Source organism: Streptomyces sp. NPDC104371 (assembly GCF_055583785.1).
The window spans coordinates 26,081-52,014 of the sequence record NZ_JBVJNF010000013.1; the positions used below are offsets into that span (position 1 = coordinate 26,081).

General features: G+C 70.5%; 23 protein-coding genes. 13 read left to right on the forward strand and 10 right to left on the reverse strand.

Features of this window, described 5'->3' with window-relative positions; translation table 11 throughout:
- Positions 1-51: 51 nt before the first annotated feature.
- Positions 52-1,812 carry an arginine--tRNA ligase gene (gene argS / locus ACZ60T_RS30470; RefSeq protein ID WP_469668848.1) on the reverse strand — a complete coding sequence of 587 codons (1,761 nt, stop codon included), beginning with the start codon at positions 1,810-1,812 and terminating at the stop codon, positions 52-54.
- Between the two features lie 265 nt (positions 1,813-2,077).
- Here argS and lysS point away from each other — a divergent pair, with 265 nt between their 5' ends.
- Positions 2,078-3,820: a lysine--tRNA ligase gene (gene lysS, locus ACZ60T_RS30475; RefSeq protein WP_469668849.1), complete on the forward strand. Its 1,743-nt coding sequence runs from the start codon at positions 2,078-2,080 to the stop codon at positions 3,818-3,820.
- 80 nt (positions 3,821-3,900) lie between these two features.
- Here lysS and ACZ60T_RS30480 read toward each other — a convergent pair whose 3' ends face one another.
- From ACZ60T_RS30480 to ACZ60T_RS30490, 3 genes are all read right to left on the reverse strand, one after another.
- A complete protein-coding gene (locus tag ACZ60T_RS30480) occupies positions 3,901-5,286 on the reverse strand; it encodes a DUF2637 domain-containing protein (RefSeq protein ID WP_469668850.1) in 1,386 nt (461 codons plus the stop codon).
- Positions 5,287-5,430: 144 nt separating this feature from the next.
- Positions 5,431-6,345, reverse strand: coding sequence for a DUF3558 domain-containing protein (locus ACZ60T_RS30485; protein ID WP_469668852.1), 915 nt, complete (start codon positions 6,343-6,345; stop codon positions 5,431-5,433).
- 125 nt (positions 6,346-6,470) lie between these two features.
- Positions 6,471-7,280 carry a DUF3558 domain-containing protein gene (locus tag ACZ60T_RS30490; RefSeq protein WP_469668853.1) on the reverse strand — a complete coding sequence of 270 codons (810 nt, stop codon included), beginning with the start codon at positions 7,278-7,280 and terminating at the stop codon, positions 6,471-6,473.
- Between the two features lie 180 nt (positions 7,281-7,460).
- On the opposite strand from ACZ60T_RS30490, the gene ACZ60T_RS30495 reads away from it, so the two are divergent.
- On the forward strand, positions 7,461-8,654 hold the full coding sequence (locus ACZ60T_RS30495; RefSeq protein WP_469668854.1) for an RtcB family protein: 1,194 nt from the start codon (positions 7,461-7,463) through the stop codon (positions 8,652-8,654).
- 33 nt (positions 8,655-8,687) lie between these two features.
- On the opposite strand, the gene ACZ60T_RS30500 is transcribed toward ACZ60T_RS30495, so the two are convergent.
- The 4 genes from ACZ60T_RS30500 to ACZ60T_RS30515 form a co-directional block, all read right to left on the reverse strand.
- On the reverse strand, positions 8,688-8,864 hold the full coding sequence (locus ACZ60T_RS30500) for a hypothetical protein (protein ID WP_469668856.1): 177 nt from the start codon (positions 8,862-8,864) through the stop codon (positions 8,688-8,690).
- A complete protein-coding gene (locus tag ACZ60T_RS30505) occupies positions 8,861-9,640 on the reverse strand; it encodes an SDR family NAD(P)-dependent oxidoreductase (protein WP_469668857.1) in 780 nt (259 codons plus the stop codon). Before ACZ60T_RS30505 ends, ACZ60T_RS30500 begins: the two co-directional genes overlap by 4 nt.
- Before the next feature lie 198 nt (positions 9,641-9,838).
- Entirely contained in the window at positions 9,839-10,174 is a 336-nt protein-coding gene (locus ACZ60T_RS30510) for a YnfA family protein (RefSeq protein WP_365633679.1), read from the reverse strand.
- A gap of 54 nt (positions 10,175-10,228) precedes the next feature.
- The gene (locus ACZ60T_RS30515) at positions 10,229-11,041 is read right to left on the reverse strand and encodes a DUF6597 domain-containing transcriptional factor (protein WP_469668859.1); all 813 of its coding nucleotides are present in this window, start codon (positions 11,039-11,041) and stop codon (positions 10,229-10,231) included.
- A gap of 186 nt (positions 11,042-11,227) precedes the next feature.
- Here ACZ60T_RS30515 and ACZ60T_RS30520 point away from each other — a divergent pair, with 186 nt between their 5' ends.
- A complete protein-coding gene (locus tag ACZ60T_RS30520; protein WP_469668860.1) occupies positions 11,228-11,944 on the forward strand; it encodes a response regulator transcription factor in 717 nt (238 codons plus the stop codon).
- A 90-nt stretch (positions 11,945-12,034) separates the two neighbouring features.
- Positions 12,035-13,642: a sensor histidine kinase gene (locus ACZ60T_RS30525; RefSeq protein ID WP_365633792.1), complete on the forward strand. Its 1,608-nt coding sequence runs from the start codon at positions 12,035-12,037 to the stop codon at positions 13,640-13,642.
- A 55-nt stretch (positions 13,643-13,697) separates the two neighbouring features.
- Here the strand turns inward: ACZ60T_RS30525 and ACZ60T_RS30530 are convergent, their stop codons facing one another.
- Positions 13,698-15,662: an APC family permease gene (locus tag ACZ60T_RS30530; RefSeq protein ID WP_469668861.1), complete on the reverse strand. Its 1,965-nt coding sequence runs from the start codon at positions 15,660-15,662 to the stop codon at positions 13,698-13,700.
- Positions 15,663-15,916: 254 nt separating this feature from the next.
- On the opposite strand from ACZ60T_RS30530, the gene ACZ60T_RS30535 reads away from it, so the two are divergent.
- Complete coding sequence (locus ACZ60T_RS30535) at positions 15,917-16,375, forward strand: hypothetical protein (RefSeq protein WP_469668863.1); 459 nt, start codon at positions 15,917-15,919, stop codon at positions 16,373-16,375.
- 114 nt (positions 16,376-16,489) lie between these two features.
- On the opposite strand, the gene ACZ60T_RS30540 is transcribed toward ACZ60T_RS30535, so the two are convergent.
- The gene (locus ACZ60T_RS30540) at positions 16,490-16,927 is read right to left on the reverse strand and encodes a hypothetical protein (RefSeq protein WP_030860612.1); all 438 of its coding nucleotides are present in this window, start codon (positions 16,925-16,927) and stop codon (positions 16,490-16,492) included.
- A gap of 442 nt (positions 16,928-17,369) precedes the next feature.
- Between ACZ60T_RS30540 and hemL the strand changes: the two genes are divergently transcribed.
- The 8 genes from hemL to ACZ60T_RS30580 all read left to right on the forward strand — a co-directional run bounded on the left by hemL (position 17,370) and on the right by ACZ60T_RS30580 (position 25,924).
- Positions 17,370-18,689, forward strand: a complete 1,320-nt coding sequence (gene hemL, locus ACZ60T_RS30545; protein ID WP_365633789.1) for a glutamate-1-semialdehyde 2,1-aminomutase — start codon at positions 17,370-17,372, stop codon at positions 18,687-18,689.
- Entirely contained in the window at positions 18,686-19,360 is a 675-nt protein-coding gene (locus ACZ60T_RS30550) for a histidine phosphatase family protein (RefSeq protein ID WP_365633657.1), read from the forward strand. Before hemL ends, ACZ60T_RS30550 begins: the two co-directional genes overlap by 4 nt.
- Positions 19,361-19,527: 167 nt before the next feature.
- Positions 19,528-20,805 carry a polysaccharide deacetylase family protein gene (locus ACZ60T_RS30555; protein ID WP_469668958.1) on the forward strand — a complete coding sequence of 426 codons (1,278 nt, stop codon included), beginning with the start codon at positions 19,528-19,530 and terminating at the stop codon, positions 20,803-20,805.
- A 177-nt stretch (positions 20,806-20,982) separates the two neighbouring features.
- Positions 20,983-21,684 (forward strand): TlpA family protein disulfide reductase, encoded by a 702-nt coding sequence (locus tag ACZ60T_RS30560; RefSeq protein WP_469668959.1) that lies wholly within the window; start codon positions 20,983-20,985, stop codon positions 21,682-21,684.
- A gap of 1 nt (position 21,685) precedes the next feature.
- Complete coding sequence (locus tag ACZ60T_RS30565; protein ID WP_469668865.1) at positions 21,686-22,459, forward strand: cytochrome c biogenesis CcdA family protein; 774 nt, start codon at positions 21,686-21,688, stop codon at positions 22,457-22,459.
- A gap of 3 nt (positions 22,460-22,462) precedes the next feature.
- Entirely contained in the window at positions 22,463-24,274 is a 1,812-nt protein-coding gene (gene resB / locus ACZ60T_RS30570) for a cytochrome c biogenesis protein ResB (RefSeq protein ID WP_469668866.1), read from the forward strand.
- Entirely contained in the window at positions 24,271-25,350 is a 1,080-nt protein-coding gene (gene ccsB / locus ACZ60T_RS30575; RefSeq protein ID WP_365633652.1) for a c-type cytochrome biogenesis protein CcsB, read from the forward strand. Before resB ends, ccsB begins: the two co-directional genes overlap by 4 nt.
- Before the next feature lie 136 nt (positions 25,351-25,486).
- Positions 25,487-25,924 (forward strand): SRPBCC family protein, encoded by a 438-nt coding sequence (locus ACZ60T_RS30580; protein ID WP_469668867.1) that lies wholly within the window; start codon positions 25,487-25,489, stop codon positions 25,922-25,924.
- Positions 25,925-25,934 lie beyond the last annotated feature (10 nt).

Here is a 25,934-nt window from a genome sequence, read left to right on the forward strand (position 1 = left end):
CGCGAAGGCCGTCCGGGTGGTGGTCCGGACGGCCTTACGGTGCCGTTGGCGTCAGAGGCGCTCGGGCGTTCTGATGCCCAGCAGGGCCATGCCCTGGTGCAGGATGCGGGCCGTGATGTCGCACTGGAAGAGGCGGTTCTCGATCTGTTCGGGCGTCTCGGCCTTCAGGACCGGGCACTTGTCGTAGAACGTGGTGTACAGGGACGCCAACTGGTAGAGATACCCGGCCATCTTGTGCGGCGCGTACTCCGCGGCGGACTCCGCGACCGTCTCCGCGAACTGGTCCGCGTGCAGGCCCAGCGCGCGCTCCGCCTCGCTCAGCGCCAGCTCCGGGTGCGCGGCCGGGCGGATGTCGCCCGCCTTGCGGAGGATGGACTGGATACGGGCGTACGCGTACTGGAGGTACACGCTCGTGTCGCCGTTCAGCGAGACCATCTGGTCCAGGTCGAACTTGTAGTCGCGGCTCGCCGACGTCGACAGGTCCGCGTACTTCACCGCGCCGATGCCGACCTGGGCGCCGCGCTCGGCGATCTCCGCTTCGGACAGGTCCCGCGCCTTCTCGCGCACGACGGCGGAGGCGCGGTCGATGGCCTCGTCGAGGAGGTCGACCAGCCGGACCGTCTCGCCCTCACGCGTCTTGAACGGCTTGCCGTCCTTGCCGAGGACCGTGCCGAAGGCGAGCTGGACCGCCTTCACGTCGGCGTTCAGCCAGCCTGCCCGCCGCGCGGTCTCGAAGACCATCTTGAAGTGCAGCGACTGGCGGGCGTCCACGACATACAGGAGGGAGTTCGCCTTGTGGTGGAAGACGCGGTCGCGGATCGCGGAGAGGTCCGTGGCCGCGTAGCCGTAGCCGCCGTCCGACTTCTGCACGATCAGCGGGACAGGGTTGCCGTCGGGGCCCTTGATGTCGTCGAAGAACACGCACAGCGCGCCCTCCGAGCGGACCGCCACGCCGGACTCCTCCAGCAGGCGGCAGGTCTCGGCGAGCATGTCGTTGTAGCCCGACTCGCCGACGATGTCGGCATCCCGGATCTCCATGTCGAGCTTCTCGAAGACGGAGAAGAAGTAGATCTTCGACTCGTCGACGAACTTCTGCCACATGGCGAGCGTGCGCGGGTCACCGGCCTGGAGGTCGACCACCCGGCGCCGGGCGCGCGTCTTGAACTCCTCGTCGGAGTCGAACTTCCGGCGCGCGGCCTTGTAGAGGCGGTCGAGGTTGGACATCGCCTGCTCGCCGGTGACCTTGCCGGCCTTGTGGTCCAGCTCGTGCGGGTGCTCGTCCAGGTACTGGATGAGCATGCCGAACTGGGTGCCCCAGTCGCCGATGTGGTGGCGGCGGACCACCGTCTCGCCGGTGAACTCCAGGAGCCGCATGACCGAGTCGCCGATCACCGCGGAGCGCAGATGCCCGACGTGCATCTCCTTCGCCACGTTCGGCTGGGCGTAGTCGATGACCGTGGTGCCGGGGGTCTCCGCGTACGGCACGCCGAGGCGGCCCTCGGGGTCGGCGGCGCGCGCGGCGAGGTTCTCGGTGATCGCCCGGTCGGTGACCGTGATGTTGAGGAAGCCGGGTCCTGAGACCTCGATGTCCTTGATCACGTCGCCGAGGACGACCTTCTCCACGACCTGGGTCGCCAGCTCGCGGGGGTTCGCCTTCGCCTTCTTCGCGAGCGCCAGGATCCCGTTGGCCTGGAAGTCGGCCCGGTCGCTTCGTCGCAGCAGCGGGTCCGCGGCGGCCTCCGGCAGGGTCGCCGTGAGAGCGGTCGCGAGATGCTGGTGGACGGAAGCGGTGAGGGACGTGACCGAGGCCATGGGGTGGGTGCCGTTCTCCTCGTATGTACAGACGGACCCGGCCAGTATCCCACGGTGGGTCCAGCGGATTTCCCGGCTGTGGACAACGCCTGTGGACAACGGCCCGGGGAGGTCCGCCGCGCCCGTGTGCCGAGGCTGTCGCGCGTATGCCCGGGTGGGACGGTCGAAAAGGGGTTTTCGCGGATGCGGCTGTGGCGGGGACAATGGAGCGGTCAGCCGTGTGACCATGCCGGCTGGGTGTGAGGAACTTCCAGACAAAGAGGACGTGCCGATCGTGGCTCAGAGCACCGAGACCACCGACTGGGTCTCCCGTTTCGCGGATGAGGTCATCGAGGAGTCGGAGCGCCGGGCCCCGGGCAAACCGGTCGTCGTCGCGTCCGGACTCTCTCCTTCCGGGCCCATCCACCTCGGCAACCTGCGCGAGGTCATGACGCCCCACCTCGTCGCCGACGAGATCCGGCGGCGCGGGCACGAGGTCCGGCACGTGATCTCCTGGGACGACTACGACCGGTACCGCAAGGTGCCCGCGGGCGTCGTCGGGGTCGACGAGTCCTGGGCCGAGCACATCGGCAAGCCGCTGACGTCCGTGCCCGCCCCGAAGGGCTCCGCCCACGCCAACTGGGCCGAGCACTTCAAGGCCGCGATGATCGACTCGCTCGCCGAACTGGGCGTGGAGTTCGACGGCATCAGCCAGACCGCGCAGTACACCTCCGGCGCCTACCGCGAGCAGATCCTGTTCGCGATGAAGCACCGCGGTGACATCGACGCGGTCCTCGCGCAGTACCGGACCAAGCCCAAGGCCGCCGGCAAGAAGCAGCAGAAGCCCGTCGACGAGGCCGAGCTGGAGGCCGCCGAGGGCTCGGGCGCCGCCGCCGAGGACGACGGCAGCGCCGGGTCGGCCGGGTACTTCCCGTACAAGCCCTACTGCGGCGGGTGCGAGAAGGACCTGACGACCGTCACGTCGTACGACGACGACACCACCGAGCTGACGTACTCCTGCACGGCCTGCGGCTTCTCCGAGACCGTCCGGCTGAGCGAGTTCAACCGCGGCAAGCTGGTGTGGAAGGTCGACTGGCCCATGCGCTGGGCCTACGAGGGCGTCGTCTTCGAGCCCTCCGGTGTCGACCACTCCTCGCCGGGCTCCTCGTTCCAGGTCGGCGGCCAGATCGTCGGGATCTTCGGCGGCAAGCAGCCCATCGGGCCGATGTACGCGTTCGTGGGCATCAGCGGCATGGCCAAGATGTCCAGCAGCAAGGGCGGGGTCCCGACCCCGGCCGACGCGCTGAAGATCATGGAGCCGCAGCTCCTGCGCTGGCTGTACGCGCGCCGCAGGCCCAACCAGTCCTTCAAGATCGCCTTCGACCAGGAGATCCAGCGGCTCTACGACGAGTGGGACAAGCTGGCCGCGAAGGTGGCCGACGGGTCCGCTCTGCCGGGCGACGTCGCGGCGTACACCCGCGCCGTCGGCACCGCCGCCGGTGACCTGCCGAAGACGCCGCGCCCGCTGCCGTACCGCACGCTCGCGTCCGTCGCCGACATCACCGCGGGCCACCAGGACCAGGCCCTGCGCATCCTGTCCGACCTCGACCCGGCGAACCCGCTCGCCGCGCTCGACGAGGCACGGCCGCGCTACGACAAGGCCGAGGCCTGGATCAACACCTACGTCCCGGCCGACCAGCGCACGATCGTCCGCGACGAGCCCGACGCCGAGCTGCTGAAGTCCCTCGACGAGCAGGGCCGACAGTCGCTGCGGCTGCTGCTCGACGGCCTGGAGAAGAGCTGGTCCCTGGACGGCCTCTCCCACCTGGTGTACGGGGTGCCCAAGGTCCAGGCCGGCTTCTCCGCGGACGCCACGCCCAAGGAGCTGCCGCCGGAGATCAAGACCGCCCAGCGGTCGTTCTTCGCGCTCCTCTACCACCTGCTCGTCGGCCGTGACACCGGCCCGCGCCTGCCCACCCTGCTGCTCGCGGTGGGCCAGGACCGGGTGCGGGCCCTGCTCGGCGAGTAGGACCGCCTGAGGATCTGAACGACGAAGGGGCGCCCGGTGACCACCGGGCGCCCCTTCTCGTCCGTCCTGCCGTGTGCCGGTCAGGCGATGTGGTCCTCCTCCAGCTCCGCGTTGAAGCGCTCGGAGAAGCGCAGCACCATGCGCTTGGCGGCGGCATCGCCGAGGGAGATGCCGTACGTCGCCTCGACGCTGTCGCCGAACTCGCGCGGCGTGGGCAGACTGCCGTTGATCGACTGACGGAAGACCTGGTAGTAGTCCTCCTCGCCCGGCTCCGCGCCACCGCCCTCACCGAGCTGGCGCGTACGGTTCGGGCCCGCTGGGATGGGGAAGTCGCCGGTCTCCGGGTCGCCGGTCTCCTCGCCATGGGGCCGCTGCGGCTCCTGCGGCTGCTCCTCCGGGAACGCCTGCCCGCCCTGGACCTCGCGCTCCCGCAAGAACCGCTGTTCCTGTACGTACTGCTGTTCTTGCAGGTACTGCTGCTCCTCGTACCACTGCCAGTGCTCCTCGTCGAGGTCGTGAGGAGGCTCCGGCTCGTACGTCGGGTCGTAGCCGCCCTGGTACTCGACGTCCTGCGGCGGCTTGAACCACGGGTTCTGCGCGGGATCCGGCGCGGCGTCAGGGGCCGGTGCGCCATCGGGGGCCTGGGCGCGCCCGGGGTGCGCGGCGCCCTCCAACTGCGGGCGCTGCTCGGCGGGAGGCGCCGCCTGCTGCGGGGCGGGTGCCGCCGGAGCGTCCACGGCCACCTCCACGCGGGGCGCCGGCGGGAGCATCGCGGGTTCGATCCCCGCCGCCGCGAGGCCCGCCGGGGCGGTCTCCGCCAGCGGAACGCCGTACCGCGCGAGCCGCAGCGGCATCAGTGACTCCACCGGGGCCTTGCGCCGCCAGGCCCGGCCGAAGCGGGAACGCATCCGCGCCTGGTAGACGAGACGTTCCTGCTCCAGCTTGATGACCTCTTCGTAGGAGCGCAGCTCCCACAGCTTCATCCGGCGCCAGAGCAGGAAGGTGGGGACCGGGGAGAGCAGCCAGCGGGTCACCCGGACGCCCTCCATGTGCTTGTCCGCCGTGATGTCCGCGATCCGGCCGACCGCGTGGCGGGCCGCCTCGACCGCGACCACGAACAGGACCGGGATCACCGCGTGCATGCCCACGCCCAACGGGTCCGGCCAGGCCGCCGCGCCGTTGAACGCGATCGTCGCCACCGTCAGCAGCCACGCCGTCTGACGCAGCAGCGGGAAGGGGATACGGATCCAGGTCAGCAGCAGGTCCAGGCCCAGCAGCACACAGATGCCGGCGTCGATGCCGATCGGGAAGACATAACTGAAGGTCCCGAAGCCCTTCTTGATGGCCAGCTCACGGACGGCCGCGTACGAACCCGCGAAGCCGATCCCGGCGATGATGACAGCGCCGGTGACGACCACGCCGATCAGAACCCGATGTGTCCGTGTGAGCTGGAGTGGCGCGGCCACCCTAAAACCCCTTCCCGATCGTGTAGTTGCGCGCAACAGGGTGGCACACACGTGCGATGCGTGTGTGGCCGGAGGGGCGAAAGCCCGGTCCGCTCGGGACCGGGCTTCGTCAACTCGCCTGCTGGGGAGGGTAGTTCGGGGCGGTCAGTCCTTCGCGGACTTCGACGCCGACGGGGACTCTTCCTTCGCGGCGTCCTTCGACGCGCCCTTCGAGGGGCTCGAGGACGCGGACTTCGACGGTGCGGTGTCCGACGTGCCACCCGCCTTGTTCGCCGTCGCGACGGCCGCCACGGCCTCCTTGGTGGCCTTCTCGGCGGCCTTCGCCAGGTCGTCGGCGTCCGGCGTCTTGTCGCCCGCGAAACCCGCGCCGTTGTAGTCGACGGTGACGACGACGTTCTCCGTGCGGGCCACGACCGTCTGCTGCTTGAAGGCGCCTTCCTTCTTCTTCTGGTCGTAGCGCACCGCGGTCGCCTCGTCGCCCAGCCCGTCGACGGGCCGCGCCTTGACGTTCTTCGCGCCGTCGACGGCCTGCACGTCCTGCGCCTGCTTGCTGTAGTACTCCTGCGCGAGCTTCTCGCCCGAGCCGCGCGTGGCGTCCGACTCGAAGCGCAGCAGGGAGACATTGAGCCAGCGGAACTGGGAGCCCTTGACGCCGTTGTTCTCCAGGCTGGTCCAGGAGCAGCTCGCCCGCAGCCCGGTGTCGTCCGAGGTGCCCTCCTTGCCGGACTTCGCGCCCTTCGGGACGAGGTCGCCCAGCGTCTTGCCGGACAGGGTGGAGCAGGGCTCGGGCAGCGTCTTGTACACGGCCGGCCGGACGGTGTCCGCCGAGGCGCTCCGCTCGGCGCGCGGGCTGGACGCGGAGGTCCGCTTGGCGTCGCCGTTCGAGCCCGAGCCCGAGCCCGAGTCGGAGCCGGAGTCGGAGGAGCAGCCGGCGGCGACGAGCACGGCCGGGACGGCGGCCGCGCAGACGAGGAGGCGACGCAGGCGCGGGCCCCGCAGGCCCTGCCGCCGCTCGCTCCGGGCGTGCTCGTGCTGGTCTCGCTGTGCAGGTCGGTGCATGGTTCCTTCACTCATGACGCTCGTGGATCGTGCGGTCGGATCGGGTCCGAGGGGTCACGGTACGCGGTGGTGACGTGTGCGTCGCGAGGTCCGGTCGTTCGGACGGGGTGCTCCGCGGGGCTGCGTCAGCCGAGGGAACCGGCCAGCCGATGGGCCAACTTCTGCGCCTTGTCCTGCATCTCCTCGCTGCTCGGGGCGGCTGCCGCGGCGGTCGGCTGCTCGTCGTACTCGATGGTCACGATCACGTTGGACGTGCGGAACGCCACAGTCACACTGCGCTGCCGGGCGGTGCCCGACCGGTCGTCCAGGAACGCCTCGTCCCCGAGGTCGTCGAGGGCGCGCGGCTGAAGGTCCATCGGGGTGTCCGTGGCGGACGGGGTGCCGGAGGCGGCGGCGGACGAGGAGCCGGACGGGGTGGGGCTCGCGCTCTCCTTGCCCTCCGTGGGGGAAGCGGAGTCGTGGTCCGCCGAGGCGCTCGAACTGCCGCTGGGCAGAGGGATGTCCGCGGCCTTCGCCTTGCCCGCGAAGACCTCTTCGGCGCGGCTGTCGTCGCTGACCGTGGTGTCGTACGACACGACCCGCTCGAAGTCGACGCGCAGATGGTCCGTGACGCCGGTCGACTCGGCCTTCCAGCGGCAGCCCGAGCGCCGGTCGTTGTTGTAGGTGAGGTCGGCCTCGCCCTCGTAGACGCGGTCGCGCTGCTCCGGGTCGGCTATCTCCTTGATGCCGGGCAGGAGCGAGTCGAGTGTGCCGTGACTCACGGCGGCGCACGCGTCGGCGAGGGTGTGGTACTTGCCGGGCTCGGCGGCGCTGGCGGCGGAGCCACCGGACTGGGAGCCGTCCGTCGCGCTGTTGTCGTCCCCGCTGCCGGTGCAGGCGGCCAGCAGGGCCGCGAGGAGCACGACGGCGCCCGGTACATACGCCTTCCGCTGCACGGTCAGGCTCCTCTCGACGGTTCGTCGCTGGTTATTGGGTTGCCGCGCGGGGCGGGCCCCTGGAGACAATGTCTATCGCACGCGCTGCCGCGGACGCCGGTCCGTTGTCCCTTACGTCGACCTTGGCACCGGTTTTGCGTTTTGAGACTTTCATTGCTTTCCAGGGGGAGTTGAGGGGATATGTCGTACGCGGAGATACCGGGGGCGAAGGTCCCGATCCGGATGTGGACGGATCCGGCGGCCATCGAGGGCGCCGCACTGCGGCAGTTGCAGAACGTGGCGACGCTGCCGTGGATCAAGGGCCTCGCGGTCATGCCGGACGTCCACTACGGCAAGGGCGCGACGGTCGGTTCGGTCATCGCGATGCGGGACGCGGTGTGCCCGGCGGCGGTCGGCGTGGACATCGGCTGCGGCATGTCCGCGGTCCGTACGTCGCTCACGGTCAACGACCTGCCCGGGGACCTGTCGCGGCTGCGATCGAAGATCGAGCAGGCGATCCCGGTGGGGCGCGGGATGCACGACAGCCCCGTCGACCCCGGTCGGTTCCACGGCCTGGCGACGTCCGGGTGGGACGACTTCTGGGGGCGGTTCGACGGGATCGCGGACGCCGTGAAGTTCCGGCAGGAGCGCGCCACCAAGCAGATGGGAACGCTCGGTTCGGGCAACCACTTCATCGAGGTCTGCACGGACACGACCGGCGCCGTCTGGCTGATGCTGCACTCCGGTTCCCGCAACATCGGCAAGGAACTGGCCGAACACCACATCGGCGTGGCCCAGAAGCTCCCGCACAACCAGGACCTGGTCGACCGCGACCTCGCCGTCTTCGTCGCGCAGACCCCGCAGATGGCGGCGTACCGCAACGACCTGTACTGGGCGCAGGAGTACGCCAAGCACAACCGCACGCTGATGATGGCGCTCCTGAAGGACACGGTCCGCAAGGAGTTCAAGAAGGCGAAGCCGACCTTCGAGCCCGAGATCTCCTGCCACCACAACTACGTGGCGGAGGAGCGGTACGACGGCATGGACCTGCTCGTGACCCGCAAGGGCGCGATCCGGGCCGGTGCCGGTGAGTTCGGCATCATCCCGGGCTCGATGGGCACGGGTTCGTACATCGTGAAGGGCCTCGGCAACGCGCAGGCGTTCAACTCGGCCTCGCACGGCGCGGGTCGGCGGATGAGCCGCAGCGCGGCCAAGCGCCGCTTCTCGACGAAGGACCTGGAGGACCAGACGCGGGGCGTGGAGTGCCGCAAGGACTCCGGCGTGGTCGACGAGATCCCGGGCGCGTACAAGCCGATCGAGCAGGTCATCGACCAGCAGCGCGACCTGGTCGAGGTCGTGGCGAAGCTCAAGCAGGTCGTCTGTGTGAAGGGCTGACGCGCCAGGTCCTGTCGGACAGGACCTGGACGGTCACTTCGCGTGCTTCACCGCGAAGATCATCACGAACGCCACTAGGTGGATGCCGAAGAGAAAGTACGCGAGGTAGTACCAGACATAGCGCTCGCGCTTCTTCTCCAGCGCCAGGCGCTGCTGCTCCGCGCTGCGCTCGCGCTCCTCGCGCTCCTCTTCCGGGGTCGGCTCCGTCATCGCTTCTCCCGGTGGACCTTGGTGTTCGAGGCCTGGGCGCGCGGGCGGACCACCAGCAGGTCGATGTTGACATGGCTGGGCCGGGTGACCGCCCAGCCGATCGTGTCGGCCACGTCCTCGGCCGTGAGCGGATCGGCGACGCCCTCGTACACCTTGGCCGCCTTCTCCTTGTCGCCGTCGAAGCGGGTCAGCGCGAACTCGTCCGTCTTCACCATGCCGGGGGCGACCTCGATCACCCGGACCGGGGTGCCGACGATCTCCAGGCGGAGCGTCTCGGCGAGGACGTGCTCGGCGTGCTTGGCGGCGACATAGCCCGCGCCGCCCTCGTACGTGGCGAGGCCCGCGGTCGAGGAGACCACCACCACGGTGCCGTCGCCGCTCGCGGTCAGCGCGGGCAGCAGGGCCTGGGTGACGTTCAGGGTGCCGAGGACGTTCGTCTCGTACATCCGGCGCCAGTCGTCGGGGTCACCGGTCGCGACCGGGTCCGCGCCGAGCGCGCCGCCCGCGTTGTTGACCAGGACGCCGACGGTCTTGAAGGCGGTCGCGAACGCGTCGACCGCCCCGCGCTCGGTGACGTCCAGCGCGTACGCCGCCGCCGCGTACCCCGCGGCGTTCAGCTCCTCCGCGAGCGCCTCGATCCGGTCCTTGCGGCGGGCGGTGAGGACGACGCGGTAGCCCTCGGCGGCGAGCCGGCGGGCCGTTGCGGCACCGATTCCGCTGCTCGCGCCGGTGACGACGGCGATGGGGGAGGCGGCGGAGGGTGCGGCGGCGGTCATGGGCTGCTCCTCGGACGGCAGGCCCGTGCGGACGGGCATACGGATCGGTGGGTACGGGGCGCGTGCGCCGCGCTCGGTCCCGGTGGGCCGTTCACCCGGGGTGCCGGGCCGTGCGAGCGACTCCCGCCCAGGATAGGTGCCCGGGGCGAGGTCCGGCGGAGTGTCGTAGGCGTGGCCCCCGCGGAGCCCGTGGCGACGTCAGTGCCCGCGCGGCGCCCACATGATCACGGCCATCCCGGCGAGGCAGATCAGCGCGCCCGTCAGATCCCAGCGGTCGGGCCGGTAGCCGTCCGCCACGGTGCCCCAGGCCAGGGAGCCCGCCACGAAGACACCGCCGTACGCGGCGAGGATGCGCCCGAAGTGCGCGTCCGGCTGGAGGGTGGCGACGAAGCCGTAGACGCCGAGGGCCATCACACCCGCGCCGATCCACATCCAGCCGCGGTGCTCGCGTACGCCCTGCCAGACGAGCCAGGCGCCGCCGATCTCGAACAGCGCGGCGACGACGAAGAGGGCGGCGGAGCGGAGGATCAGCATGCGGCCACCCTCGCACGCCGCTTCCGACGCACCCGCGGGAGGGCGTACGACGGGCTAGCCGTGACTGCCCGCGCGAGGTGCGTACGCGGTCGGTGGCACCCCCACCGTCGCCGTGAAGTCCCGTACCAGATGGGCCTGGTCGGCATAGCCGAGGTCGGCCGCCAGGCCCGCCCAGTCCACGGCCCGCTCGGTCTCCGCGCGCTCCAGCGCCTCGTGGATGCGGTAGCGCAGGATGACCCACTTCGGGCCCACCCCCACATACGCGGCGAACAGGCGCTGGAGGACCCGTACGGACAGGCCTTCCGCCCGTGCGAAGTCGGCGACCCGCCGGATCGCGCGGTCCGTGCGGATGCGGTCGACGAGGGCTGTCGCGAGGTCGGCCCGCGGGTCCGGGCGGGGGCCGAGGCTCAGCAGGAAGGCGTCCAGGGCGGCCACGCGCGCGTGTTCGTCCTCGGGGGTGAGGACCGCGGCGGGGTCCGCGGCCGGGTACACCTCGGGCAGCGGGACACGGCGGTTCGTCCAGTGCGTCACCGGGCGGCCGGGCGCGAAGGGACGGAAGCCGCCCGGCCGGAACTGGATCCCGCACACCCGGCCCCTGCCCTCCAGCCGCTGGGTGAACAGCCCGAGGCCGACGCCCGAGATCTCGCCGAAGGGCGGCTGGCCGCCGTAGCGCTGGAAGACGATGTTCACCGACGGATGCGGGACGACCTGCGACGCGTGCGGCTTCGGCAGGTCCCAGTCCAGCAGCCAGTAGTGCTCCAGATACGGGCGCAGCGGCTCGGCCGGCTCGTGGCGCCGGAAGGAGACGCGCGCGAAGAGTTCGGCGGCGTCGACGATCCCGCGTGTGTCACGCCGTGGGGAGGCCATGGACGGATCGTAGGAGCGGGTACTGACAACGGCGGGGTGTGCGGCGGAGCGTGCGGGCGCGCATAGCCCAGGCCCCGGCCCGACCGGGTAAGCCGCCACGCGCCGAGCGGTGAGAGGGGGGTAAGAAGCCCCTTCGCGGCCCCCCGAGCCGGTGGAGTACCGTCCTGGCCTTGGCAGACTGGTCGGGTGACCCAGACCGTGCTGCTCGCCGAGGACGACCGCGCCATCCGCCATGCCCTGGAACGCGCGCTGACGCTGGAGGGCTACGCGGTGACCGCCGTGGCCGACGGGGTGGAGGCCCTCGCCCAGGCCCATCGCACCAGGCCCGACATACTCGTCCTCGACGTGATGATGCCCGGCATCGACGGCCTCCAGGTGTGCCGTGTCCTGCGCGCCGAGGGCGACCGCACCCCGATCCTGATGCTCACCGCCCTGGTGGAGACCGCCGACCGCATCGCGGGCCTGGACGCGGGCGCCGATGACTACGTGGTGAAGCCGTTCGACGTCGACGAGGTCTTCGCCCGGCTCAGAGCCCTGCTGCGGCGCACCAACGGCACCGCCCCCGAGGCGCCCAGGGAGAAGGAAGAGGAGCGGATCCCCACCGGCCAGGTGTCCGTCGCCGGGCTGCGCATGGACGTGCAGGCGCGCCGCGCCTGGCGTGGCGCGCGCGAACTGGAGCTGACCCGCACCGAGTTCGACCTGCTGGAGCTGCTCGCCCGCAACGCCGGTATCGTCCTCGACCACGCCACCATCTACGACCGTATCTGGGGCTACGACTTCGGCCCCGGCTCCAAGAACCTCGCCGTCTACGTGGGTTACCTGCGGCGCAAGCTCGACGGGCCGGGGGCCCCGGCACTCATCCACACGGTGCGCGGCGTGGGGTATGTGCTGAGGGAGGACTGACCGGTGCCTCCCACTGCGGCCGTGCGCCTGTGGCGGCGGCTGCCGCGAGAGCTGCGCGCCCGGCTGCGGCTGCGGTCCCGGCTGCGGCGGATGTCGTCGCTGCGGACCACCTTCACCGTGTCCTTCGCGGCCGTGGCCGCCGGGGTCACCGTCCTCGTCGGCTTCCTCAGTTACGACGCCGCCGCGCGCCTCGTACGCGTGGACCAGCAGACCGTCTTCGTCCAGGTCGTGGCCGACCTGCGGGACCAGGTGGGCCGCAAGCCGCTGACGCCGCAGGACTTCGCCGTCTCCGACCGGGACCACGGCTCTCCGCGAGAGGAGATCATCCGGCCCAGCCGTACGGTCGTCCAGGTGCTCGGCCCCGGCGGGGCGGTCGTCGGCCACTCCAACACGGTGCTGCCCGTCCGCGCCGAGGACCGGCGTGTCGCCGCCGCCGTCGGGGCGGGCGAGCTGGTGGAGCACCGGAGCGTCGATGTCGGCGGCGTTGTCTACCGGGTGGCGACGGTCGGGCTCGGCCGGGGCCATGGCGCCGTGCAGGTCGCCCAGGAACTCAGCGGCACCGAGGACCTGTTGCGCAGTCTGCAGCGGCGTACGGCCCTGCTGATGGGCGCGGTGGTGGTGGCCGCCGGGCTGTTCGGCTGGTGGCTGGCGCGGCGGATCACGGGGCGGCTGGTGCGGCTGGCCGGTGCCGCCGAGGGGGTGGCGCGCACGCGGCGGCTCGGCGTCCAGGTATCGGTCACCGGCAATGACGAGGTGGCCCGCCTCGGCCGCTCCTTCGACCGCATGCTGGGGCGGCTGGCGCAGTCGGAGGAGGACCAGCGCCGACTGGTGCAGGACGCCGGGCACGAACTCCGTACGCCGCTGACGTCCCTGCGGACGAACATCTCGCTGCTGCGCCGCATCGACGAACTGCCGCCCGCGGCCCGTGAGGAGCTGGTGGCCGATCTCGCCCAGGAATCACGGGAGTTGACCGACCTGGTCAATGAACTGGTCGATCTGGCGGCCGGGCAGTGCGACACGGAACCGGTGCAGCGGCTGACGCTCGCCGATGTCGCCGAGGACGCGGCGGCGATCGCGCGCCGTCGCCTGGGGCGCGAGATCGCCGTCCGGGTCACCGGCGACACGACGGTCGACGGGCGCGCCTCGGCTCTGCAGCGGGCGGTGTCCAACCTGCTGGAGAACGCGGCGAAGTTCGACCGCGAGGGCACCGCGCCGATCGAGGTGGTCGTCACGGGGCCGGAGCAGCCGCCGTGGCCGGAGTCCTGGCCCGAGCCCCGGTCCGTGCCCCGGCAGGCGGCGTTCGGCGCGCGGGCTTCCGGCCGGTACGTGGCTGGAGACATCGCAGGGGTCATGGACGACGGGGCGGTGGACGGGGCCGTGAACGGCCGGGGGGCGCTGCCCGCCACGGCGCTGAAGGACGGTGACGAGGAGCCGGGAACGGGCTCGCTGCCGGGCAGTGTGCGCGTGGAGGTCCTCGACCGGGGGCCGGGCATCGAGGAGGGCGACCTTCTGCGGATCTTCGACCGCTTCTACCGGGCCGCGGACGCCAGGAGCCTGCCGGGCTCGGGCCTCGGCCTGTCGATCGTGCGCGAGGTGGCGACCTCGCACGGGGGCGCGTCGTTCGCGTACCGGCGGGCGGGCGGCGGCTCGGTCATCGGGTTCACGGCGGGCGGGGGACGGCAGCCGGGCGGCGAGTGACCGCAGCGGACCGCGGCGGACCGCACCCGGAAGCCGTCGCCCCGTGCCGGTGCCCTCAGCCGACGTGGACGCGGGGCCGCCGGGTGCGGTCGGGCTCCGCCTCGCGCAGGACCTCCCTGGTCACCGGGGCCACCTCGCCCTGCCCGAAGAGGAAGAAGCGCAGGAAGTTCGCGAACGGGTTGCCCTCGGTCCACTCGAAGTAGATGTGCGGGGTGCGGCCGGTGGTGTCGCGGACGTGCAGCAGCAGGGCGGCGAGCGCGTTGGGGACGGAGGACGACTCCAGGCTGAGGACGCGATAGCGGTCGTGCAGGACCTCGCCCCGTACGGTCAGCCCCGCCTCGAACTCCGAGGGGTCGCGGACCGTCACCTCCACGAAGACGAAGTCCTCCAGCGACGGGACGTCGTTGTCGGCGCGGATCTGCTCGATCTTGCCGCGGTACTCGGCGAGGTCGCGGGCGCCGGGCTCGTTCGCGATGAACCGCATCTTCCGGCTGGCGATGTCACGGACGAACCGCTGCGCCATGTCGTCCAGGATCACCTCGGTCACCCGCAGCTCGAAGGAGCGGGCGAGCCGGGACAGCAGTGAGACGAGGATGATCCCGGCGATGAAGCAGGCGCCGATCTTCACCCCGTCCGGTCGTTCGAAGACGTTGGCGACGGTGGTGTAGAGGAACACGGCGGAGATGGCGGCGAAGACGGCCGTCCACCGCTTCTGGCGGGCCCGGCGCGCGGCGACGGTCACCGCGATGGCGGCGGAGCTGATCAGTACGAGGACGCCGGTGGCGTAGGCGCTGCCCTGGGCGTCGACGCTGGCGTTGAAGATCCAGGTCACCAGGAAGGCGATCAGGATGAAGACGATGACCATGGGGCGTACGGCACCGGCCCAGTGCGGGGCCATGCCGTAGCGGGGCAGATAGCGGGGCATCAGGTTGAGCAGCCCGGCCATGGCGGAGGCGCCCGCGAACCAGAGGATCGTGATCGTCGAGACGTCGTAGACCGTGCCGAAGGTGTTGCCGAGGTAGACGTGCGCCAGATACGCCAGCGCCCGGCCGTTCGCCGGGCCGCCCGCCCTGAACGCCGGTGCCGGGATGAGCAGGGTGGTGATGAAGCTGGTGGTGATCAGGAAGCCGCTCATGATGACGGCGGCGGTGGTCAGCAGCTTCCGGGTGTCCCGGATCCGGCCCGTGGGCCGCTCCTCGGTGTCACCGGGGTCGCCCCGCACATGCGGCATGACGGCCACGCCGGTCTCGAAGCCGGACAGGCCGAGGGCGAGCTTGGGGAAGACGATCAGGGCGACGCCGACCATGGCGAGGACGTTGCCGTGGTGGGCGCTCATCAGGGAGCCGGTCCAGTCGGTGATCACATGCTCCGCGGTGAGCACATGCCACAGGCCCGCGACCACGACGACGGCGTTGAGGGCGAGATAGATCCCGACCAGGGCGACGGCCACGCCGATGGCTTCGAGGAAGCCCTTGAGGAAGACCGCGCCGAGCAGGGCGATGAGCAGCAGCGTGATGAGCATCTGGTGGCCGCGCAGGACGCTGCTGAGATGAGGGTTCTCGATGAGGTGGGTGGCGGCGTCGGCGGCGGAGAGGGTGATGGTGATCAGGAAGTCGGTGGCGGCGAAGCCGAGGAGGGTCAGGACGAAGAGCTTGCCCTTCCAGAAGGAGAGCAGGCGTTCGAGCATGGCGATGGAGCCCTGGCCGTGCGGGCTCTCGCGGGCGACGCGGCGGTAGACGGGCAGGGCACCGGCGAGCGTGACGAGGACGAGGACGATGGTGGCGAGCGGGGAGAGCAGTCCGGCGGCGAGGGCGGCGATGCCGGGCTGGTAGCCGAGGGTGGAGAAGTAGTCGACACCGGTCAGGCACATCACCCGCCACCAGCGCCGGCCTTCGTGCGGGGGCGCGGGCGGGGCGTGCGGCTCCTGGGGAGCGCGCTTGGCACCCTTGCCCATGTCGGACAGGCCTTCCAGCATCCAGGCCCGCAGCCGGTTCCCGCGGGTGCGCTCCATGGCGGTCATCGGCGTTGCTCCCCTGGCCCGAGGCTCTGCGAACGGTTCGCGGCTACCAGCGTAGGTGGGGCAAAGGTAATAACTAGGTCATATGGCCGCTGTTCTCACCTGCTTCGATGACAGGGGGTCACTGATATGTCCGATGACTTCGTGGCAAAGCGGTGAAATCCCGGTCGCCGACGGATTGGTTACGTGCCAATCTCAATGGTGCGCGCGCTGGGGGAGTCCGTAGCGGGGGAACTGTCTCAGTACAGGAGTCCAACGTGAAATCCTCACTTCGCACCCGCTCCACCCGTGTCCTCGCCGTCGGCGCCCTGTCCGCGGCACTGCTGACGGCCGGTACGGCCGGCGCGTTCGCCGCCGAGCCGAACCCCAACCCCAAGGCGACGCGTATGGCGGAGCCCAAGGCGACCCTCAAGCAGGACCCGAACATCAACGAGCGCTCGGCCTCGATCACCACCAAGGCCGACAGGACCGAGGTCATGGCGGGCGAGAAGGTGACCCTCACCGGGCGCACCGACGGCCTGAAGACAGGCAGCCCCGTCGTGATCGAGCGCTACTACAGCGGCAAGTGGGCGCCGATCAAGACCGAGCTCCACTACACGATCGACAAGAACTACAACTACCGCCTGGACACCCGGCTCGACTACAAGGGCCAGGAACAGCTCAGGGTCCGCGCCGGTGACGTGGTCTCGCAGCCGGTGACGGTGACGGTCAAGTAACCGCCCTGACGCGGTAACCGCACCACCATCAGAGGGCCGGCCCTGGCTCAGGGCCGGCCCTCGCTGCTACGCAGACCCTCAACGGCAGGCCTGTCCGCTACCCATGACCGCGGCTCAGGGCCACACCAAGCAGTAAGCCTGATGTCCCGCCTCATGCAGCCGGTGGCTGAAGTCCTGCCATTCGTGCAGGAGTTGGTACACGTTGAACGCGTCGCGTGGGCCGCCGCGGTCCGGGACCGTGGACCAGATGAAGGCTGCCGCGCCCACCGCCTCCTCGCCGATGCCGCGGAGCGGGTCCACGACCGTCATGGGGAGTTTGACCACCGCGTAGTCGGGGTGCAGGACCACCAGTTCAAGCGGGGGGACCTTGTGCAGCGGGACGCCCTCGATGCCGGTGAGGACCATCGCCGCCATCGTCTCCGGCTTGATCTTGGTGAACATCCCGCCCATGCCGAGCTCGTCACCGCCCAGTTCCTCGGGGCGCATCGAGATCGGGACGCGCGCCGCCGTGGCGCCGTCCGGCGCGCCGAAGTACTTGTACGTCACCCCCACCCGGCCACCATTCCCGCTCCCTGCCCCCAGTCGGTCGGCCGTGTGGTTCCTGCGGTCCCTGCGGGCCGCCCGGTCGATTCTGTCAGGCCCGCCCTGGGATCCCGGAGGGTTTTGCGTGCCCTGAGTGTTCTGCGAACTCTGTGGGAGCTGTGAACCGCGGGAACCGGAGGGTTCATGCGCCTCGTGCGACCCCTGTGCCCGACGTGTCTCGCTCTCCTCCGCGTCGCGCCGGTGCCTTCCCCGCCGGGCACGCCGAGGACCCAGGTCATCGGTCCCCTCGCCCAGTCCGCCACCGCGATGCATATCTCCACCCGACTGCTGTTCTAGGACGCGTGGCCCCCGCCGCGCAACCTGATCATCGTGTCAGTGACCTCCCCCGCGGCCGCTCGCCGAAACGTGCGTGGAAACACCTGTCCGCAGGTTCGTCGCGGCCTCTGACACCATGGCTTGTGTGAGCTATCCGTACGAAGCCCCAGTTTCGCAGACTCTTTTCGAGCGCGCGGCGGTCGTCACGCCAGGAGGCGTGAACTCTCCGGTGCGCGCCTTCGGAGCCGTGGGCGGTACGCCCCGGTTCATGGTGTCCGGCAGCGGCCCCTATCTGACCGATGCAGATGGACGTGAATACGTCGACCTCGTGTGTTCGTGGGGACCCCTGATCCTCGGGCACGCCCACCCGGAGGTGATCGCGGCGGTTCAGGAGGCCGTCTCCCGCGGCACCTCCTTCGGTGCGCCCGGTGAGGGCGAGGTCGCGCTGGCCGAGGAGATCGTCGCCCGGATCGAGCCGGTCGAGCAGGTGCGTCTCGTCTCCAGCGGGACCGAGGCCACGATGTCGGCGATCCGGCTGGCCCGCGGGTTCACCCAGCGGTCCAAGGTGATCAAGTTCGCCGGTTGTTACCACGGCCATGTCGATGCGCTGCTCGCCGCGGCCGGCAGTGGTGTGGCCACCTTCGCGCTGCCCGACACCCCGGGTGTCACCGGTGCCCAGGCCGGGGACACCATCGTCCTGCCCTACAACGACCTCGACGCCGTCCGCGCCGCCTTCGCCGCCCACCCCGGCGAGATCGCCTGTGTGATCACGGAGGCCTCGCCCGGCAACATGGGCGTCGTGCCGCCGCTGCCCGGGTTCAACCAGGGGCTGAAGGACCTCTGCCAGGAGAACGGCGCGCTGTACATCTCCGACGAGGTCATGACCGGCTTCCGGACCAGCAAGGCCGGCTGGTACGGCGTCGACGGCGTCGCGCCCGACCTGGTGACCTTCGGCAAGGTCATGGGCGGCGGCTTCCCCGCCGCGGCCTTCGGCGGGCGCGCGGACGTCATGGCGTACCTCGCCCCGGCCGGGCCCGTCTACCAGGCCGGCACCCTCTCCGGGAACCCGATCGCGACCGCCGCGGGCCTCGCCCAGCTCCGCCTCCTCGACGACGCCGCGTACGACAAGGTGAACGCGGTCTCCGCCGAGATCCGTACGCTCGTCACGGACGCGCTCGCCAAGGAGGGCGTCGCCCACCAGGTGCAGAACGCCTCCAACATGTTCACCGTGTTCTTCACCGACCGGCCGGTGCACAACTACGAGGACGCCAAGAGCCAGGAGACCTTCCGGTTCACGGCGTTCTTCCACTCCCTCCTCTCGCAGGGCGTGTACCTGCCGCCGTCGGCGTTCGAGTCCTGGTTCGTCTCCACGGCCCATGACGAGCGAGTGGTCCAGAAGATCGCCGACGCCCTCCCGGCGGCGGCCCGTGCGGCAGCGGAGGCCACAGCGGCATGAGTGACATCACCGTCGTCCATCTGATGCGGCACGGCGAGGTCGCCAACCCCGAGGGGATCCTCTACGGGCGGCTGCCCGGGTACCACCTGTCCGACCTCGGTCGGCAGATGGCCGAGCGGGTCGCCGACCACCTCGCCTCCCGGGACATCACCCACGTCGTCGCCTCCCCGCTGGAGCGGGCGCAGGAGACGGCCACCCCGATCGCCAAGGCGCACGGGCTCGACCTGGCCGCCGACGAGCGGCTCATCGAGGCCGACAACGTCTTCCAGGGCAAGACCTTCGGCGTGGGTGACGGCGCGCTGCGGCGGCCGGAGAACTGGAAGCACCTCGTCAACCCGTTCAAGCCGTCCTGGGGCGAGCCGTATCTGGAGCAGGTCGTCCGGATGATGGCCGCGCTGGACGCCGCCAAGGACGCCGCGCGCGGCCATGAGGCCGTGTGCGTCAGCCATCAACTGCCGATCTGGATCGTGCGCAGCTTCGTGGAGAAGCGGCGGCTGTGGCACGACCCGCGCAGGCGGCAGTGCACGCTCGCCTCCCTGACCACGTTCACGTACCAGGGCGACAAGATCGTGTCGGTGGGGTACTCCGAGCCGGCCCGGGACCTCGTGCCCGCTCATCTCCTCGCGGGCGCCAAGCCGGTGAAGGGAAAGCAAAAGGCGTTCGGCGCCTGAGCGCACCGCCGTGCCGCCGGGCTCCCGCGGACGCGTATCCGCGTAAAGCCCGGTGCGACGGGGGCGCGTTCGGGAACCGCCCTCTTCATCGCGCCCTCTTGCCTAGTGCCGCGGCACGTCGACTGCCGGGGTGACCACCAAGAGGGCGCGATGAAATGGGGAACGTAATGCGGGGCATCGGCCGACGGGGACTGATCGGGCTCGGAGCGGGCGCGGCAGCGGCGATGGGACTGGCCGCGTGCGGGTCCCAGCAGGGGGGTACGAAGCCGGGCGGCCCCGGCAAGGGCGCTGCCGGAAGTTCCGGCCCCAGCGCTCCCGTACGTCCGCTCGGTGACGGCTCCACCGCCGACACCGGCGCGCAGCCGAACCAGCCGGACAAGCCCGCACCGCTGGAGCCCGGCCAGACCCCGCCCCAGTTCGTGGTGTTCTCCTGGGACGGCGCCGGAGAAGTCGGCAACGGCCTCTTCCCGCGCTTTCTCGACCTCGCCAAGAATCACGGCGCGCACATGACGTTCTTCCTCTCCGGGCTGTATGTCCTCCCGGAGGCGAAGAAGCGTATGTATCTGCCGCCGAACAACCAGCCGGGCGCCTCGGACATCGGATATCTCACCGACGACCACATTCGCGCCACGCTGAAGAACGTCCGCCGCGCCTGGCTCGAAGGCCATGAGATAGGCACCCATTTCAACGGCCATTTCTGTTCCGGTTTCGGCACGGTCGGGAACTGGACGCCGAAGCAGTGGCGCAACGAGATAGACCAGGCCAAGTCCTTCGTCAAGGAATGGCGCACCAACACCGGGTTCAAGGACCTGGAGCCGCTCCCGTTCGACTACGACAAGGAGCTGGTCGGCGGCCGTACGCCCTGCCTCCTCGGCCAGGACAACCTGCTGCCCACGGCCCGCGAGCTGGGCTGGCGCTACGACGCCTCCTCGCCGGGCGGGCGGCAGCGCTGGCCGGAGAAGAAGCAGGGGCTGTGGGACCTCCCGCTCCAGCTCATCCCGTTCCCCGGGCACCGGTTCGAGGTGCTGTCGATGGACTACAACATCCTCGCCAACCAGTCGATCAACTCGACCAAGGCACCCGCGCACAACTACCCGGGCTGGCGCAAGCAGGCAACGGACTCCTACATAGCGGGATTTGACCGGGCATATAAGACGAACAGGGCGCCGTTCTTCATAGGCAACCACTTCGAGCAGTGGAACGGCGGCATCTATATGGACGCCGTGGAAGAAGCGTTCAAGCACATCGCGCGCGAGAAGGAGAAGGGCGCCGACATACGGCTCGTCTCCTTCCGGCAATTCGCGGACTGGCTCGACGCCCAGCGGCCCGAGGTGGTCCAAAGGCTCCAGTCGCTGGACGTCGGGCAGCAGCCGACGGGGGGCTGGAAGGAGTTCCTCGCCGCCACCGGCACGGGGGCCTCGGGGGACCCGTCGAAGGCCGCCTGAAATGCGGGTTTCCACCCGCGAGGGGGGTGCGCAAGATCCTCGGAACGGACATGCGAAACTTTTCACATGAGTGCCGCCTGCCGCGCCCCGCAGCGCCTGAACCGCACCCTCAGGGCCTGTGTTGAGTTGCCCGCCTGCGTCGCGACGCCTGGCACAGAGCCTCGCCGCGTTGTCGGGATCGCCCGCGTACGCCCAGTACGCGGGCGACCCTCCGCCTCGCGAGGCACCGCACCAGACGCCGCGACGCCCGCCCTCCGGGCGAACGACGGGCAACTCAACACAGGCCCTGGCCGCAGTCGCCGCCATGCCGTCCTCGCCTCTGCCGGGGCCGCCGTCGCGGCGCTCGTGCTGACCGCGTGCGGTTCCGGCGGCGTCTCCGGGGGCTCGGGCAACACCAACTTCATCACCGGCAAGGACGGCATCGCGACCGTCAAGAAGGGCGAGCGGGACACCGCCCCCGACCTGTCCGGCACCACGATCGACGGCAAGAAGCTCGACGTCGCCTCCTACAAGGGCAAGATCGTCGTCCTCAACGTCTGGGGCTCCTGGTGCCCGCCGTGCCGCGCCGAGGCGTCGAACTTCGTCAAGGTCGCCAAGGACAACGAGCGCAACGGCGTCCAGTTCGTGGGCATCAACACCCGCGACACCAGCACCGGCCCGGCCCGCGCCTTCGAGAAGGAGTACGGGGTCACCTACCCGAGCCTGTACGACCCGACCGGCAAGCTGATGCTGCGCTTCAAGAAGGGCACGCTCAACCCGCAGGCCATCCCCTCCACGCTCGTCATCGACCGGGACGGCAAGATCGCCGCGCGCACGCTCCAGCCTCTGACCGAGGAGAAGCTGCGCGCGATGATCGACCCCGTCGTCGCGGAGAAGTGACGTGAGCGCAATGGTCACGCTCGCGGCGGTCGCCGAAGGCAACGAGACGGTCCGCGACGGGGCGCTGCTGGTCGCCCTGCCCGTCGCCCTCCTCGGCGGACTCGTCTCCTTCTTCTCGCCGTGCGTCCTGCCGCTCGTCCCGGGCTATCTCTCGTATGTCACGGGGGTCGCCGGTACCGATCTGGCCGAGGCCCGGCGGGGCCGGATGGCCATGGGCGCCTCGCTGTTCGTCGTCGGCTTCACCGCCGTGTTCGTCTCCGGCGGGGCGCTGTTCGGGTACTTCGGGGCGACGCTCCAGGAATACCGGGACACCCTGTCCAAGGTGCTCGGCGTCCTCATGATCCTGCTGGGCGTCTTCTTCATGGGCCTGATGCCCTGGCTGACCCAGCGCGAGTTCCGGTTCCACCAGCGGCCCACCACCGGCCTCGTGGGCGCGCCCCTGCTCGGCGCGCTCTTCGGTATCGGCTGGACGCCCTGCATCGGCCCGACCCTCTCCTCCGTCCTGATGCTCTCCTCCGACCAGGGCAGCGCCGGCCGCGGCGCCCTCCTGACCGTCGCCTACTGCCTCGGCCTCGGTATCCCCTTCGTGCTCGCCGCGATCGCCTTCCGCAAGGCGCTCGGCGCGTTCGGCTGGGTCAAACGGCACTACGCCTGGGTGATGCGGATCGGGGGGGTCATGATGATCGGTACGGGCCTGCTGCTGCTGACCGGCGCCTGGGACGGCATCGTGCAGCAGATGCAGAGCTGGTCCGACGGCTTCACGGTGGGGATCTGATCCATGAGCGACACACGGAGCACCGACGTGCACAGCGAGACGACGGACACCCCCGCCGATACGGACACCCCCGCCGACAAGGACCTCACCGAGGCCGGATCACAGCTCTCCACCGCCCCCGTCGAGACCGCCATGCCCGGCTCCTTCGGCGGCTCCCGGGCGCCCGGCGCGCTGGGCTGGATCACCTGGACCGCGCGCGAGGTCATCGGCTGGACCCGCTGGTTCTGGCGGCAGCTCACCTCCATGCGGGTCGCGCTGCTCCTGCTCTTCCTGCTCTCGCTCGGCGCGATCCCCGGCTCGCTGATCCCGCAGTCCGGCACCAGCGCGATGGACGTCCAGGCGTTCAAGGACGCGCATGACGTCCTCGGCCCGCTCTACGACCGGCTCGGGCTGTTCCATGTGTACAGCTCGGTGTGGTTCTCCGCGATCTACATCCTGCTGTTCGTCTCGCTCATCGGCTGTATCGTGCCGCGCGCCTGGCAGTTCGTCGGCCAGCTCAGGAGCCGCCCGCCGGGCGCGCCCAAGCGCCTGGAGCGACTGCCCGCGTACGCGACCTGGCGGACCGACGCCGCACCGGAGGAGGTCCGCGAGGCCGCGCTGAAGGCGCTCCGGAAGCGGCGCTTCCGGGCGCATGTCGCGGGGGACGCCATCGCCGCCGAGAAGGGCTATCTGCGCGAGGCGGGCAACCTGCTTTTCCATGTCGCCCTGGTGGTGATGCTGATCGCCTTCGGCTGGGGCCAGTTGTACAAGTCCGAGGGCAACAAGCTGATCATCGAGGGCGACGGCTTCGCCAACACCCTCACCCAGTACGACGACTTCAAGTCCGGCAACCTCTTCACCGCCGACGACCTGGTGCCGTACAGCTTCACCCTGCGCGACTTCACCGCCACCTACGAGCGCACCGGCCCGAACAAGGGCACCCCGCGCACGTTCGAGGCGGACCTCAGCTACAGCGAGGGCGCCTACGGCAAGGCGAAGAAGACCACCGTCAAGGTCAACCAGCCGCTGCACATCGGTGACTCCAAGGTCTATCTCGTCAGCCACGGGTACGCACCCGTGATCACCGTCCGCGACGGCAAGGGCAAGGTCGTCTTCCATGACGCCGTGCCGATGCTGAACCTTGACGCCAACATCACCTCGCAGGGCGCGATCCAGGTGCGCGACGGCTATCGCAACGCCAAGGGCGAGCAGGAGCAGCTCGGCTTCGGCGCGATCTTCGTACCGACCTTCGCCGGTGCCGGCAAGGGGTCGATGTTCTCCCAGTTCCCCGCGGCCGACAACCCGGTGCTCGCGGTGAACGCGTACCACGGCGACCTCGGCGTCAACGCGGGCGTGCCGCAGAACGTCTACCAGCTCAACACCAAGAACCTGAAGACGTTCAAGGACGCCGACGGCCAGATCCTCAAGGAACGGCTGGCGCCCGGCCAGACCATGAAGCTGCCGGGCGGCAACGGCTCGATCACCTTCGAGAAGCAGGTCAAGGAATGGGCCGGCTTCCAGATCGTGCAGCAGCCCGGCACTGGCTGGGCGCTCGGCGGTGCGCTCGCCGCGATCCTCGGTCTGGCCGGTTCCCTGTTCATCCCGCGCCGCCGGGTCTGGGTGCGCGCCACGACCGGCGCCGACGGTGCCACCGTGGTGGAGATGGCGGGCCTCGGCCGCAGCGAGTCGGCGAAGCTGCCCGAGGAACTCGGCGACCTGGCCGCGCTCGTGCACGACCAGGCCCCCACGAAGACCGCCGACCCAGACGCCGACCCCGATCGGGAGCCGGACGCCGCATCTCACGTACCTGCCGCTGAAGGGGTTCAGACGAAGTGACCCTCGCCCTCGCCACCAACGAACATCTCGCGAATCTCAGCAACACGCTGATCTACTCCTCGATGGCCGTCTACACCCTGGCCTTCTTCGCGTACATCGCCGAATGGATCTTCGGCAGCCGCAGCAAGGTCGCCCGTACGGCCAGCGCCCTCACCGCCGAGGCGCCGCGCACGGCCGAGGCGCCCGCCGTCGCCGTCAAGCAGGCCGGGGGCACCGCGGTGCTGGAGCGGCCGAAGGTCGTCACCCGCGCCGCGGCCGGTGCCCGGGACGTGCCGGACGGTCCGGGCGCCCACGGCGGCGACGAGCAGGGTGACCTCTACGGCCGGATCGCCGTGTCGCTCACCGTGCTGTCCTTCCTCGTCGAGCTGGCCGGTGTCATCGCCCGCGCGGCCTCGGTGCAGCGGGCGCCGTGGGGCAACATGTACGAGTTCAGCATCACCTTCTCCACGGTCGCGGTCGGTGTGTACCTCACGCTGCTGGCGCTGAAGAAGAACGTGCGCTGGATCGGCCTGTTCCTCATCACCACGGTCCTGCTCGACCTGGGCCTCGCCGTCACGGTCCTGTACACGGCCAGCGACCAGCTCGTCCCGGCCCTGCACTCGTACTGGCTGATCATCCACGTCTCCACCGCGATCTTCTGCGGCGCGGTCCTCTACGTCGGCGCGGTCGCCACGCTCGCCTATCTCTTCAAGGACTCCTACGAGAACAAGCTGGCCGGCGGGGGCACGCCCGGCCGCTTCGCCACCTCGGTCATGGAGCGGCTGCCCTCCTCGGCCTCGCTCGACAAGTTCGCCTACCGCGTCAACGCCGCCGTCTTCCCGCTGTGGACGTTCACGATCATCGCGGGCGCCATCTGGGCCGGTGACGCCTGGGGCCGCTACTGGGGCTGGGACCCGAAGGAGACCTGGGCCTTCATCACCTGGGTCGCCTACGCCTGCTATCTGCACGCCCGCTCCACCGCGGGCTGGAAGGGCCGCAAGGCGGCGTACATCGCGCTCGTCGCCTTCGCCTGCTACCTGTTCAACTACTACGGCGTGAACCTCTTCGTCGGCGGTATGCACTCGTACGCGAAGTAACTCCCGTAGGACGAAGGCCGGTTCGGTGCTGCACGGCACCGGGCCGGCCTTCGTCGTACGCGGGTACCCCGCCGTGATCGCCGGGGTGCCGCCCGGACCGTGTGCGGATCCCTCGCCCGCGCGCGAGGCTGGTGGTATGAGCAGTTCCAGCAGTCCCCTCGAGCCCGTCGAACCGATCGAGGAAGGCACTCCCGAGTGCCGGGGCGAGCTGTGGGTACGGCACTACCTGCTGCGGCTGCCCGGCACCGTGGAGGAGACCTGGCCCGTCCTCGCCACCCCCGAGGGCCTGGGGGAGTGGCTGGCCGCGGCCGAGCCGTTCGAACCACGGCTCGGCGGCGCGGTGGCGCTCCACCTGCCCGACGGGACCGCCGAGGGCCATATCACCGCGTGGGACGTGGAGCGGGTCGCGGAGTACACGGTGGAGGGGCGGGGCCGGATCCGCTTCCATCTGGAGCCGGGGCGCCCGACGGGGACGACGGTGCGTTTCACCCACGAGAGCGAGCAGGAGCGGGACCCGGGCTGGCGGGAGCGGTTCGAGCGACTGCTCGCCCGTGCGGCGCGCGGCGGCGGGTGAGCCCCCTCCC

Coding starts and splice junctions, on each gene's coding strand:
- ACZ60T_RS30550 (WP_365633657.1), top strand. CDS start 18,686: ATGAGTGACATCACCGTCGTCCATCTGATGCGGCACGGCGAGGTCGCC.
- ACZ60T_RS30555 (WP_469668958.1), top strand. CDS start 19,528: ATGCGGGGCATCGGCCGACGGGGACTGATCGGGCTCGGAGCGGGCGCG.
- ACZ60T_RS30580 (WP_469668867.1), top strand. CDS start 25,487: ATGAGCAGTTCCAGCAGTCCCCTCGAGCCCGTCGAACCGATCGAGGAA.
- argS (WP_469668848.1), bottom strand. CDS start 1,812: ATGGCCTCGGTCACGTCCCTCACCGCTTCCGTCCACCAGCATCTCGCG.
- ACZ60T_RS30505 (WP_469668857.1), bottom strand. CDS start 9,640: ATGACCGCCGCCGCACCCTCCGCCGCCTCCCCCATCGCCGTCGTCACC.
- hemL (WP_365633789.1), top strand. CDS start 17,370: ATGGCTTGTGTGAGCTATCCGTACGAAGCCCCAGTTTCGCAGACTCTT.
- ACZ60T_RS30515 (WP_469668859.1), bottom strand. CDS start 11,041: ATGGCCTCCCCACGGCGTGACACACGCGGGATCGTCGACGCCGCCGAA.
- ACZ60T_RS30525 (WP_365633792.1), top strand. CDS start 12,035: ATGTCGTCGCTGCGGACCACCTTCACCGTGTCCTTCGCGGCCGTGGCC.
- ACZ60T_RS30495 (WP_469668854.1), top strand. CDS start 7,461: ATGTCGTACGCGGAGATACCGGGGGCGAAGGTCCCGATCCGGATGTGG.
- resB (WP_469668866.1), top strand. CDS start 22,463: ATGAGCGACACACGGAGCACCGACGTGCACAGCGAGACGACGGACACC.
- ACZ60T_RS30485 (WP_469668852.1), bottom strand. CDS start 6,345: ATGCACCGACCTGCACAGCGAGACCAGCACGAGCACGCCCGGAGCGAG.
- ACZ60T_RS30510 (WP_365633679.1), bottom strand. CDS start 10,174: ATGCTGATCCTCCGCTCCGCCGCCCTCTTCGTCGTCGCCGCGCTGTTC.
- ACZ60T_RS30530 (WP_469668861.1), bottom strand. CDS start 15,662: ATGACCGCCATGGAGCGCACCCGCGGGAACCGGCTGCGGGCCTGGATG.
- ACZ60T_RS30500 (WP_469668856.1), bottom strand. CDS start 8,864: ATGACGGAGCCGACCCCGGAAGAGGAGCGCGAGGAGCGCGAGCGCAGC.